The 11,024-nt window shown below is 66.6% G+C and carries 15 protein-coding genes; 12 read left to right on the top strand and 3 right to left on the bottom strand.

Annotated features, from left to right (window positions below):
- From EON91_RS04015 to EON91_RS03970, 10 genes are all read left to right on the top strand, one after another.
- Positions 1-406 (top strand): protocatechuate 3,4-dioxygenase (locus EON91_RS04015; RefSeq protein ID WP_292091770.1); only part of this gene is annotated, 406 nt, incomplete at its 5' end.
- Positions 407-425: 19 nt separating this feature from the next.
- Positions 426-1,085 (top strand): glutathione S-transferase family protein, encoded by a 660-nt coding sequence (locus EON91_RS04010; protein WP_292091769.1) that lies wholly within the window; start codon positions 426-428, stop codon positions 1,083-1,085.
- 52 nt (positions 1,086-1,137) lie between these two features.
- Entirely contained in the window at positions 1,138-2,244 is a 1,107-nt protein-coding gene (locus EON91_RS04005) for an S-(hydroxymethyl)glutathione dehydrogenase/class III alcohol dehydrogenase (protein ID WP_292091768.1), read from the top strand.
- 79 nt (positions 2,245-2,323) lie between these two features.
- On the top strand, positions 2,324-2,707 hold the full coding sequence (locus tag EON91_RS04000) for a VOC family protein (RefSeq protein WP_292091767.1): 384 nt from the start codon (positions 2,324-2,326) through the stop codon (positions 2,705-2,707).
- Between the two features lie 140 nt (positions 2,708-2,847).
- A complete protein-coding gene (fghA, locus tag EON91_RS03995) occupies positions 2,848-3,681 on the top strand; it encodes an S-formylglutathione hydrolase (RefSeq protein WP_292091766.1) in 834 nt (277 codons plus the stop codon).
- 3 nt (positions 3,682-3,684) lie between these two features.
- On the top strand, positions 3,685-3,939 hold the full coding sequence (locus EON91_RS03990; protein ID WP_292091764.1) for a hypothetical protein: 255 nt from the start codon (positions 3,685-3,687) through the stop codon (positions 3,937-3,939).
- A 90-nt stretch (positions 3,940-4,029) separates the two neighbouring features.
- Positions 4,030-4,641: a superoxide dismutase gene (locus tag EON91_RS03985; RefSeq protein WP_292091763.1), complete on the top strand. Its 612-nt coding sequence runs from the start codon at positions 4,030-4,032 to the stop codon at positions 4,639-4,641.
- 144 nt (positions 4,642-4,785) lie between these two features.
- Positions 4,786-7,131, top strand: a complete 2,346-nt coding sequence (locus EON91_RS03980; protein ID WP_292091761.1) for an EAL domain-containing protein — start codon at positions 4,786-4,788, stop codon at positions 7,129-7,131.
- Between the two features lie 150 nt (positions 7,132-7,281).
- On the top strand, positions 7,282-7,899 hold the full coding sequence (gene rpsD / locus EON91_RS03975) for a 30S ribosomal protein S4 (RefSeq protein WP_292091760.1): 618 nt from the start codon (positions 7,282-7,284) through the stop codon (positions 7,897-7,899).
- 130 nt (positions 7,900-8,029) lie between these two features.
- Positions 8,030-8,413 (top strand): hypothetical protein, encoded by a 384-nt coding sequence (locus EON91_RS03970; RefSeq protein ID WP_292091759.1) that lies wholly within the window; start codon positions 8,030-8,032, stop codon positions 8,411-8,413.
- A gap of 14 nt (positions 8,414-8,427) precedes the next feature.
- On the opposite strand, the gene EON91_RS03965 is transcribed toward EON91_RS03970, so the two are convergent.
- Positions 8,428-9,543 (bottom strand): NADH:flavin oxidoreductase/NADH oxidase, encoded by a 1,116-nt coding sequence (locus EON91_RS03965; protein WP_292091758.1) that lies wholly within the window; start codon positions 9,541-9,543, stop codon positions 8,428-8,430.
- 135 nt (positions 9,544-9,678) lie between these two features.
- Here EON91_RS03965 and EON91_RS03960 point away from each other — a divergent pair, with 135 nt between their 5' ends.
- Both EON91_RS03960 and EON91_RS03955 read left to right on the top strand, forming a co-directional pair.
- A complete protein-coding gene (locus EON91_RS03960; RefSeq protein WP_292091757.1) occupies positions 9,679-9,801 on the top strand; it encodes a hypothetical protein in 123 nt (40 codons plus the stop codon).
- A complete protein-coding gene (locus EON91_RS03955) occupies positions 9,798-10,184 on the top strand; it encodes a hypothetical protein (protein ID WP_292091755.1) in 387 nt (128 codons plus the stop codon). Before EON91_RS03960 ends, EON91_RS03955 begins: the two co-directional genes overlap by 4 nt.
- Here EON91_RS03955 and EON91_RS03950 read toward each other — a convergent pair.
- Both EON91_RS03950 and grxD read right to left on the bottom strand, forming a co-directional pair.
- Positions 10,174-10,611: an acyl-CoA thioesterase gene (locus tag EON91_RS03950; protein ID WP_292091754.1), complete on the bottom strand. Its 438-nt coding sequence runs from the start codon at positions 10,609-10,611 to the stop codon at positions 10,174-10,176. The two genes, EON91_RS03955 and EON91_RS03950, sit on opposite strands and share 11 nt — an antisense overlap.
- 6 nt (positions 10,612-10,617) lie before the next feature.
- Positions 10,618-10,968 carry a Grx4 family monothiol glutaredoxin gene (gene grxD / locus EON91_RS03945; protein ID WP_292091752.1) on the bottom strand — a complete coding sequence of 117 codons (351 nt, stop codon included), beginning with the start codon at positions 10,966-10,968 and terminating at the stop codon, positions 10,618-10,620.
- Positions 10,969-11,024 lie beyond the last annotated feature (56 nt).

The raw sequence follows: 11,024 nt of genomic DNA, 5'->3' as shown, positions 1-11,024 counted from the left end.
CGCCCGTCCCGTGCGCAATGCCACGGTCGAGCTGTGGCAGTGCGACGGCGCCGGCCGCTATCTGCACAGCGCGGACGCCGGGCGCGCCCCGCGCGATGAGGGCTTTCAGGGCTATGGGGTGGTCAAGACGGACGATCAGGGCCGTTATCGGTTCCGCACGCTGAAGCCGCCGTCCTATACCGCCGACGCCGGCCCCTATGGGATCATTACGCGCGCGCCGCACATCCACATGGCGGTGACGGTCGGCGGAGTGCGGCGATTGACCACCCAGCTGTTCTTCGCCGGAGAGCCCCTGAACGATCAGGATGTGGAACTGGCCCGCATCCCCGAGCCGCAGCGCAAGGCCGCCTTGATGACCACGCCCGTCGATGGCATCGCGCGGTTCGACATGATCGTGCTGCTGTAACGGACTGAGAGGATCATCGATGGCGCTGACGCTCTGGTATCATCCCTACGCCGGCTATGGGCAAAAGGCGGTTGTCGCCTTGTACGAGCTGGGCCTGCCCTTTGATCGCCGGATCGTCGACGCCCAGGACGCCGCGGTCATGGCCCAGTTTCGCGGCCTGTCGCCCTTCGCCAAGATGCCGACCCTGGTCGACGATGCGGCGGGGCGGACCGTCTATGAATCGAGCATCGTGATCGAGTATCTGGATGGGCTGGCGGGCGGCGATCGCCTGATACCCGTTGACCGCGATCGGGCGCTTGAGGTGCGGTGGGTTGACCGGATCCTGGACACCTATGTCGGTGGGCCGATGAACCGCATCGTCCTGGAGACCTTTCGGCCGGAGGGTTCGCGCGACCCCTATGGCTCGGATCAGGACCTACAGGTGTTGGCCCAGGCCTGGGACTGGCTGGAGGCGCGACTGTCGGACGGGCGGACCTGGGGCGCGGGTGAGGATTTCACCCTGGCCGACTGCGCGGCCGCGCCGCTGATCACCTATGCGCGGCGTCTGGTTCCATTGGGCGATCGCCCACACCTGCGCGCCTGGCATCGGCGGCTGATGGACCGGCCGTCCTTTGTTCAGGCGCTGGCGGATGCGGCCCCCTATGGCGACCTGATGCCGGCGCCGCCCGCCGAGGATTGATCCCGCGCGCCAATGCGGGGAGAAGAGGGCTCGCCTCAAGGAGCTCCCCGCCATGAAAACCCGCGCCGCCGTCGCGTTCGAAGCCAAACGTCCGCTGGAGATCGTCGAGGTCGATCTGGAAGGCCCGCGCGCCGGCGAGGTGCTGATCGAGATCAAGGCGACGGGTGTCTGTCACACCGACGCCTATACGCTGGACGGTCTGGACTCAGAGGGCATCTTCCCCTCGATCCTGGGGCACGAGGGCGCAGGGGTCGTGGTCGAGGTCGGGCCGGGCGTGACCAGCCTGGAGGTCGGCGATCACGTCATCCCGCTGTACACGCCGGAATGCCGCCAGTGTAAGTCGTGCCTGTCGCGCAAGACCAACCTGTGCACCTCGATCCGCGCGACGCAGGGCAAGGGACTGATGCCCGACGGCACGTCGCGCTTCAGCTACAAGGGTCAGGCCATCGCCCACTATATGGGCTGCTCGACCTTCTCGAACTTCACCGTCCTGCCCGAGATCGCGGTGGCGAAGATCCGCAAGGACGCGCCGTTCGACAAGGCCTGCTACATCGGCTGTGGCGTAACCACCGGCGTCGGCGCCGTGGTCAACACGGCCAAGGTCGAGCCGGGCGCCAACGCCGTGGTCTTCGGTCTGGGCGGCATCGGCCTGAACGTTATCCAGGGGCTGAAGATGGTCGGGGCTGACATGATCGTCGGCGTCGATCTGAACCCGGACAAGGAGGAGTGGGGCCGCCGCTTTGGCATGACCCATTTCGTCAATCCCAAGGATGTGCCCGACGTGGTCGCCCATCTGGTCGAGCTGACCGGCGGCGGCGCGGACTACACCTTCGACTGCACCGGCAACACTGTCGTCATGCGCCAGGCGCTGGAAGCCTGCCACCGCGGCTGGGGCGAGAGCATCATCATCGGCGTGGCCGAGGCGGGCAAGGAGATCGCGACCCGTCCGTTCCAGCTGGTCACCGGTCGCGTCTGGAAGGGCTCGGCCTTCGGCGGCGCGCGCGGCCGCACGGACACGCCCCGGATCGTCGACTGGTACATGGACGGCAAGATCGAGATCGACCCGATGATCACCCACACCCTGCCGCTGGAACGCATCAACGAGGCGTTCGACCTGATGCACGAAGGCAAGAGCATTCGCTCGGTGATCGTGTTCTGACCTGTAAGGGTTGCTAAAGGAAACTGACATTGTCTACCCTCCCCTTCGCCGCCAACGAGCGGCCAAGGGAGGATTTGCGATGTTCACTCACGTTACCGTCGGCTCGAACGATCTTGAGGCGTCGACTCGTTTTTACAACGCCGTCCTGGGCGCGCTGGGCACGGCGTCCGGCATGCCGGACGAGGCCGGTGGGCGGGTCTTCTATCTGTCGTCGCGCGCCATGTTCGGCGTTACGCGCCCCATCGACGGTCAGCCCGCCTGCCACGCCAACGGCGGCACCATCGGCTTTGCGGCCTCCAGCACCGAGGCGGTCGACGCCTTCCACAAGGCGGGGGTCGAGAACGGCGGCGTCTCTGTCGAAAGCCCGCCTGGCGTGCGGAACATGAAGTTCGGCGCCATGTATCTGGCCTATCTGCGCGATCCGGCCGGCAACAAGATCTGCGCCGTCCATCGGATGGGATAGTTCGCCTTCCGTTCATCCCCGCGGAGGCGGGGACCCAGCGAAAACCACGGACTCGCCGGTGGCCTTTTGCGCCAAGGCTTCCTATTGCAGCAGCGAAGCCAAAGACTTGGGTCCCCCGCGGGGATGAGCGGAGTATTCGCATGGACGTCGTCAAGCAGCATCAGGTCCACGGCGGCACGCTGCGCTATCTGAAGCACGACAGCACGACCACCGGCACGCCCATGACCCTGTCGGTCTTCGTTCCGGCGGGGCAGGGGCCGTTTCCGGTGCTGATCTGGCTGTCGGGCCTGACCTGCACCGAGGATAATTTCACGACCAAGGCCGGGGCCTATAAAGCCGCCGCTGAGCACGGCGTCATTATCGTCGCGCCAGACACCAGCCCGCGCGGTGAAGGTGTCGCGGACGATCCGGCCTACGACCTGGGGCAGGGGGCGGGTTTCTATGTGGACGCGACGCAGGCGCCTTGGGCGTCGCATTTCCGCATGGAGAGCTATGTCACGGGTGAGTTGATCGCCCTGATCGACGCCCAGTTCCCGACGACGAAGACCCGCTCTATCTCGGGCCATTCCATGGGGGGGCACGGGGCGTTGACGCTGGCTCTGCGCCATCCGGCGCTGTTCAAGTCCGTATCGGCCTTTGCGCCCATCGCCTCGCCCACGCGCTGCGCGTGGGGTGAAAAGGCGTTCGGCGCCTACTTGGGCGACGACCGGGTCGAGTGGGCCAACCACGATGCCGCCCTGCTGATCGCCCGTGGCGCGGCGCGGGGCGTCTATGACGACATCCTGGTGGATCAGGGCGACGCCGACAGCTTCCTGACGGATCAGCTAAAGCCCGAACTGCTGATCGAGGCGGCGAAAGCGGCGCGTCAGACGCTGACCCTGCGCATGCAACCGGGCTATGACCATTCCTATTTCTTCATGGCCAGTTTCATCGACGACCATGTCGCCTTCCACGCCAAGCGGCTGAAAGCCTGAACCATGACCGACGACGCACCGATTAACGCCGACCCGATCCAGCCCGACTGGGACGCCCTGTTCGCCGCCCTGTGCAAGGAGGTGGGCTTCTGCCTGCACGAAAAGGGCGAGGCGCGCGTCAAGGCGGCCCTGCCGAACGGTCTGGACGCCGGCGTTCGCGCCGTTCTGGCGGCCGAGGGGGTGGACGAACCGAACGCCCCCGGCGACCTGAAGCGCGCCATCCGCGACTGCCTGAAGGCGCATCTGCCGCAGCGCTGAGCTGAACTAAATTTCGCCGATACAGTTGGGTTTGCATCAGCGGCGCCTAGATACGGCGCAGTCATTCCCTTGTCTAAAAGGAGCCTCCCCATGGCCTTCACCCTGCCCCCGCTGCCCTACGCCTATGACGCGCTGGAGCCGGCCATCGACAAGGAGACGATGACCTTCCACCACGACAAGCACCACCAGACCTATGTCGACAATCTGAACAAGGCGGTGGACGCCGACGCCTCGCTGCAGGGCAAGTCGCTGGAAGAGCTGTTCGCCACTATCTCGACGCTGCCCAAGGCCGTGCGCAACAACGGCGGCGGTCACTGGAACCACAGCCTGTTCTGGGAACTGCTGGCGCCCCAGGGCCAGACCGGCGAACCCTCGGCCGAACTGGCGGCCAAGATCGACGCCGAACTGGGCGGCATGGACAAGTTCAAGGCCGATTTCGACGCTGCCGGCGCCGGTCAGTTCGGTTCGGGCTGGGCCTGGCTGATCCTTCAGGACGGCAAGTTGAAGGTCACCTCGACCCCGAACCAGGACAACCCGCTGATGGACGTGGCCGACGAAAAGGGCGCCGTCCTGCTGGCCGCCGACGTGTGGGAGCACGCCTATTACCTGAAATACCAGAACCGCCGGGTCGACTATCTGAAGGCGTTCTGGTCGGTCGTGAACTGGAACAAGGTCAACGAACTGTACGACGCCGCCAAGTAAGCGACGCCGTCTGATCACGGTGCTGAGGGGTCGGGTTCGCCCGGCCCCTTTTTCGTGTTCAGGGCTTGTTAAGCGTAACCGTTCGCCGTCCCTTCAAACCTTGGCTTCAGAAAGGGCTGTTTCTCCCCCGAAGTAACCGGTTTCATGCGCGTCCTTTCCTGCCTGTTCGAACAGCACGACCATCTGCTGGTGGCGTTGGCCGCGCTGATCTGCGTGGTCGGCTCGATCGTCACCGCCCGGCTGTATGTAAAGACGCGCGCCAGCATCGGCCGCGCCCGGGTGGCCTGGCTGTTCATGGGCGCCGTGGCGGGTGGAGCGACCATCTGGTGCACCCATTTCGTGGCCATGCTGGCTTATCGGCCGGGGGTCGAGACGAGCTATGCGCCGGCGATGACCGGGGCGTCCCTGCTGGTCGCCATGCTGGGCTGTGCGGTCGCCCTGTGGCTGGGATCGGCCCGTTTCCGCCGCGCGCCGGAAGTCGGGGGCGCTGTGTTCGGCGGCGCCGTCACGGCCATGCACTACACCGGCATGGCCGCCTTTACGGCCGAAGCCTTTGTCATCTGGTCGCCGGCCTATGTCGTCGCCTCGGTTCTGGCGGCTCTGGGCGGCGGCGCGCTGGCGTTGCGCCTGGCGGCGGACACACGGAGCAAGCGGCCCATCGCCTGGTCCAGCCTGGCGCTGGTCCTGACCATTGTGGCTCTGCATTTCACCGGCATGGGCGCCCTGACGGTTCTGCCGCTGGCGCCGATGGACGGTTCGCTGAACGGCCAGGACGCCGCCGCCCTGCTGGCGGTCGGCGTGGCCGCCGTGGGCTTCCTGATCCTGGGCACGGCTGTGGCCAGCTATGCTCTGGAAGAGCAGACCCAGCGCCTGTCGCGTGGTCGCCTGAACTCCCTGATCGAAGGCAGCGTGGACGGCATGGTGGTCGAGGCGGACGGTGTCGTCCTGCTGGCCAACGCCGCCTTCCTTCGCCTGTGCGATGCGACCGCCGACGCTGTCACCGGCGCTCCGGCAAGTCGCTGGATTGAGGACGCTGACACCCTGACCGGCGGTGAACTGGTGCAGACCCGCCTGACGCCGCGCGATGGCGTCACCATACCGGTCGAAGTGGCGGTGCGGCGCGAAACGGGCGCTGACGGGCGTGTGTTCCGGGTCCTGGCGGTGCGCGACCTGCGCGCGCGTTTGGCGCAGGAACGCCGGATCGCGCACCTGGCCCGCAACGACAGCCTGACCGGCCTGCCCAACCGTGCGTCCTTCCTGGAAAAGCTGAACCGCATGGCGGCGGCGGGCGAGGGCGCGCGCTTCGCCCTGCTGGCCATCGACCTGGACCGGTTCAAGGAGGTGAACGACCTCTATGGCCACGCCGTCGGCGACCGCCTGCTGACCCATGTCGCCGAACAGATGTCCGCCGTGCTGAGGGAGGGCGAGTTCATCGCCCGTCTGGGTGGGGACGAGTTCGTCGCCCTGACCCCGGTCAATGATCGACTGGAAGCGATGGAGGCGGCCGAGCGTCTGCGCGCCGCGATCCAGACCCCGACCCGGGCGGACCACGCCGACCTGCAATGCGGCGCCTCGGTCGGCGTCGCCCTGTGGCCCGACGACGCGCGCGAGGCGTCGGTCCTGATCAACAACGCCGACCTGGCCATGTACCGGGCCAAGGCGGCCCTGGCGACGGACGTCTGTTTCTATGAAGAGGCGATGGACGAGGCGGTGCGCCAGCGTCGCCGCGTCACCCAGGGCTTGCGTGAGGCATTGGATAACGACCGGTTCGAGCTGCACTACCAGCTTCAGGCTTCGGTCGAGACGGGCGAGGTGACGGGCTATGAGGCGCTGTTGCGCTGGCGGCAGCCGGACGGGACCTATATCTCGCCGGTCGACTTCATTCCCATCGCCGAAGACACAGGCATGATCCTGCCGATCGGCGAATGGGTTCTGCGCCGGGCGTGCGAAGAGGCGGCCGGCTGGCCTGAACCGCACCGCGTCGCGGTCAATCTGTCGCCGATTCAGCTGTCGCACGTCGACCTGCCGCGCCTGGTCCATCGCATCCTGCTGGAGACCGGCCTCAAGCCGTCACGGCTGGAGCTGGAGATTACCGAGAGCGCCATGATCTCCGACATGGAGCGCACGACCCATATCCTGCGTCAGCTCAAGGCGCTGGGCGTGTCGGTGGCGATGGACGATTTCGGCACCGGCTATTCGTCGCTGTCGACCCTGCGCGCCTTCCCGTTCGACAAGATCAAGCTGGACCGGTCCTTTATGTCCGAACTGGACGGTAGTCCGCAATCACAGGCCATCATCCGCGCCGTTCTAGCGCTGGGCGAGAGCCTGGCGATTCCGGTCCTGGCCGAGGGTGTCGAGACGCAGGATCAGCTGGACTTCCTGCGCAGCCAGGGCTGTAACGAGGCGCAGGGCTATCTGCTGGGTCGACCCGCGCGCGAGGCGGCCTCGGGCGTCGCCGAAACGCCGCCCGCAAAGGTCCGCGCGGCTTGACTCAATCGGGCTGAATGGCCATAAGCCGCGCCTTCACGTTCCGACCTTCGGGTCCGGCGCGCGACAAATGACGGATGATGCGTGGACCGCCGTTGAGATCGCATTCCCAATCGGGGGGATGCCGGGCCGCATCGTGATGAAGAGTGACATATGTCCAAGCGCCATAGCGCCAAGTACAAACTCGATCGGGTCATGGGTGAAAACCTGTGGGGCCGCGCCAAGTCGCCGGTCAACAAGCGTTCGTATGGCCCCGGCCAGCACGGCCAGCGTCGCAAGTCGAAAGTCTCGGACTTCGGCCTGCAGCTGAAGGCCAAGCAGAAGCTCAAGGGCTACTACGGCAACATCACCGAGAAGCAATTCTCGGCCATCTATGATGAAGCCGGCCGCCGCAAGGGCAACACCTCGGAAAACCTGATCGGCCTGCTGGAATCGCGCCTGGACGCCATCGTCTACCGCGCCAAATTCGTCCCGACCGTCTGGGCCGCCCGCCAGTTCGTCAGCCACGGCCACGTGACCGTCGACGGCAAGAAGGTCGACATCGGTTCGTACCGCGTCAAGCCAGGCCAGGTCGTCGAGATCAAGGAAAAGAGCCGCGCGATGGCTCTGGTTCTGGAAGCCCAGCAATCGTCGGAACGCGATATCCCGGATTACCTGGAAATCGGCGATCGCGGCTTCTCGGTTCGCTACGTCCGCGTGCCGGAACTGGCCGATGTGCCGTTCCCGGTGAAGATGGAGCCGAACCTGGTCGTCGAATACTACTCGTCGTAAGCGCGTAGTTTCGAACCTGGATACAAAGGGCCCCGGATCCGTCCGGGGCCCTTTTCCTTTTCGCCGGTTCCCTCGGATGGCGAATAGGGGCAAGATCAACACGCTGACCGCATGGGGCGGGGAGGCTGGGATGACCCATAGAATCGTCGCGATCGCCGCTGTGGCCATGCTGGTTTCCGGCTGCGCCTGGCTGCGTCCCGATGCGCCGGAACAGGCCCGCGTCCCCACCGACATGCCCGGCCAGCTGGAGCCGATCCACGCCGCCGCCTTCACCAAGGATCTGGCGGTGTTCTGGGTCAGCTCGAACGGCTGCACCGACAAGGACGATCTGCAGCCCGTCATCAGCAATGAGGGCAGGGGCGGGTCGATCATCACCCTGCGCCGCTTGGAAGAAGACCGCTGCGACCGGCCCATGGCCGACGGCGTTGAACTGCAATGGTCGTTCGAGGAACTGGGCCTGAAACCCGGCGCCTCGGTCGCCGTCAACAACCCCTATATGCTGCCGCAGAGCTGACTGCGGGCTCCGCCTCAGCCCCCGCCGTGGATGCGATCATAGGCCGGCCAGGTTTCGGCCGTCGCGCGCCCGTACTGCTTCGGCCACTCCCCCTTCGCGCCCAGCGCCGCCGCCGCATGCAGCGGCCAGTGCGGATCATCCAGCACCGCCCGGGCGACGGCGATCAGGTCCGCCTGGCCTGAGGCCACGATGGCCTCGGCCTGATGCGCGTCATAGATCATGCCCACGGCCATCACCGTCGCCTGGGGAACCGCCGCCTTCATCCCTTCGGCGAAGGACAGCTGATACGACGGCTGGTCGCCCGGAATGGGCGCGCGCGGGACATTGCCGCCGCTGGTCAGGTGCAGATAGTCATAGCCCAGGTCATGCAGCGCCCGGCCGAAGGCCTGAACCTCGTCTGGCGTCACGCCGCCCTCGACCCAGTCTGACCCGTTGAACCGCGCGCCTAGCGCTCGCGTCCGGGGCCAAACGTCGCGCAGGGCCTGCGCCACCCGCAACGGGAACCGCATCCGGTTATCGGCTGACCCGCCATAGGCGTCGGTCCGCAGGTTCGAGATCGGCGACAGGAATTCGCTCAGCAGATAGCCGTGCGCGGCATGCAATTCGACCAGGTCGAACCCCGCGCGCTCCGCCCGCCGTGCGGCGTCGACAAAGGCGTCGATCACCCGCTGCATGCCCGCCTCGTCCAGTTCCGTCGGCGTGTGCCAGTCGTCGCGGAAGGGGATGGCCGAGGGGGCGACGGTTTCCCATGCGCCTTCCTCGGGTTTCATTGCGCGCCCGCCGTCGATCCACGGCGGGGCCGTCGAAGCCTTGCGCCCGGCATGGCCCAGTTGCACGCCGATGGGTGTGTCCGAATAGGTGCGGATGTCACGGATCAGGGCGGCGAAGGCGGCCTCCTGCGCGTCGTTCCACAGGCCGGTGTCGGCCGGGCTGATCCGGCCGGCGGCCTCGACGCCCGTCGCCTCGACGATCAACAGGCCCGCGCCCGACAGCGCCAGTCGGCCCAGATGCTGCGCATGCCACGGCTGGGGCACGCCATCCACGGCCGAGTACTGGCACATGGGTGCGATGACGATCCGGTTGCGCAGGGTCAGCGGACCCACGGCGCGGGGCGAGAACAGAACGGACATGGAGGACTCCGGGGAGGATATCCTTCGCACCTATGTCTGTTGCGGTTTCATTCAAGGCGCAGCTTGCGGATTATTCATGTGCAATCCCGCAAGAGGCTTGGCACTAACGGGACACTGTTTTTCGGGGATCCCATCATGCTTCGTCTCGCTATCGTCATCGCCATCGCCGCTCCGCTGCTGTCGGGCTGCATCATCATCGCCAGCGAAAAGCCGACCACGCGCGTCATCCACACCGCGCCGGCCGAAGCCGCCCAATGATCCGGCCGCTTCTGATCGGCGCCGTCGCCCTGCCGATGCTCGGCGGCTGCGTCATTTATTCGAACGAGGGTGGCGAACGGGTTTCGGTGCGCGTGGCGGACGCCGCGCCGCTGGCCTCTGCAGCCGTGCTGGAGACTGTGCGCGGCGCCGCGTTCGAGGGGCAGCGACTGAATGTTCGCGTCGACTCCAACGGCTGCACCGAGGCCGCCAGCTTCGAAGTTCAGGTGACCGCCGGCGACCCGGCCGACATCACCCTGACGCGGCGTTCGGCGGACCTGTGCAAGGCGCTGGTTCCGGACGGCGTGGTGGTCAGCTGGACCTACGACGAACTGGGTCTGGCCGCCGGTCAGGCCGCCCGGGTGCTGAACCCCGTCAGGCTGTAGGCCCCGCCGCAAACGGTCCCAGCATGTCCGCAGGGATACGGCTGGGGCGCAGCGACTTCGCCTCGACCAGACACCATTCAGAGACGCCCTGGGCGCACAGGCGACCCTCGGCGTCCTCGATCCGGACATAGCGGTTGAAGCGCGGACCCTGCGGGTCTCCGACCCAGGTCCGGGCGGCGATGCCCGTAGCGCCCGGCTCTATGCCGCGCAGATAATCGATCTCGTGGCGCAGGGCGACCCAGGACCATTTCGTCCGCGTCGCCTCGTCAAAGCGCGCGTTCCAGTGCGCTGTACCCACGTCCTGCAGCCAGCCGACATAGACCACATTGTTGACGTGGCCGTTCTCGTCGATGTGCTCGGGCCGGACGTCCAGCGGCACGACGAAGACCTCGCGGTCCTCACGCGGCTGAAGCTGGGCGCGCGCCATGGGGGCTTACGCCTCGCCCAGGGGTACGCCCTCCTCGACCATCAGGGCCTGAAGCTCGCCCGCCTGGAACATCTCGCGCACGATGTCCGAACCGCCGACGAACTCGCCCTTCACATAGAGCTGGGGGATGGTCGGCCAGTCGGTGAAGCTCTTGATGCCCTCACGCAGGGCCTCGTCCTGCAGCACATCCACGCCGACGAAGGACGCGCCCACATGATCCAGGATCTGCACCGCCAGCGACGAGAAGCCACAGCGCGGCGAATCCGGCGTGCCCTTCATGAACAGCACCACGTCATGCTCGGCCAGGGTCTGGGCGATGAAGGCGTGGACGGGGTCGGCGGTCGCTTGATCGGTCACGGAACAGGGCCTTTCGTTCAGCCCGTCAGCTAGGCGTCGCCCCCCGCCCGGTCAAG

This window comes from Brevundimonas sp. (assembly GCF_004210735.1).
Classification (GTDB): domain Bacteria; phylum Pseudomonadota; class Alphaproteobacteria; order Caulobacterales; family Caulobacteraceae; genus Brevundimonas.
This window is presented reverse-complemented; position numbering and strand designations above follow the sequence as displayed.

Bases quoted from the DNA above. Each gene is read 5' to 3' on its own strand.
- EON91_RS04005 (WP_292091768.1), top strand. From the start codon at position 1,138: ATGAAAACCCGCGCCGCCGTCGCGTTCGAAGCCAAACGTCCGCTGGAG.
- EON91_RS04000 (WP_292091767.1), top strand. From the start codon at position 2,324: ATGTTCACTCACGTTACCGTCGGCTCGAACGATCTTGAGGCGTCGACT.
- EON91_RS03950 (WP_292091754.1), bottom strand. From the start codon at position 10,611: ATGGCGCGCGCCCAGCTTCAGCCGCGTGAGGACCGCGAGGTCTTCGTC.
- EON91_RS03985 (WP_292091763.1), top strand. From the start codon at position 4,030: ATGGCCTTCACCCTGCCCCCGCTGCCCTACGCCTATGACGCGCTGGAG.
- EON91_RS03955 (WP_292091755.1), top strand. From the start codon at position 9,798: ATGATCCGGCCGCTTCTGATCGGCGCCGTCGCCCTGCCGATGCTCGGC.
- EON91_RS03965 (WP_292091758.1), bottom strand. From the start codon at position 9,543: ATGTCCGTTCTGTTCTCGCCCCGCGCCGTGGGTCCGCTGACCCTGCGC.
- EON91_RS03990 (WP_292091764.1), top strand. From the start codon at position 3,685: ATGACCGACGACGCACCGATTAACGCCGACCCGATCCAGCCCGACTGG.
- fghA (WP_292091766.1), top strand. From the start codon at position 2,848: ATGGACGTCGTCAAGCAGCATCAGGTCCACGGCGGCACGCTGCGCTAT.
- EON91_RS04010 (WP_292091769.1), top strand. From the start codon at position 426: ATGGCGCTGACGCTCTGGTATCATCCCTACGCCGGCTATGGGCAAAAG.
- rpsD (WP_292091760.1), top strand. From the start codon at position 7,282: ATGTCCAAGCGCCATAGCGCCAAGTACAAACTCGATCGGGTCATGGGT.
- EON91_RS03970 (WP_292091759.1), top strand. From the start codon at position 8,030: ATGACCCATAGAATCGTCGCGATCGCCGCTGTGGCCATGCTGGTTTCC.
- EON91_RS03980 (WP_292091761.1), top strand. From the start codon at position 4,786: ATGCGCGTCCTTTCCTGCCTGTTCGAACAGCACGACCATCTGCTGGTG.
- EON91_RS03960 (WP_292091757.1), top strand. From the start codon at position 9,679: ATGCTTCGTCTCGCTATCGTCATCGCCATCGCCGCTCCGCTGCTGTCG.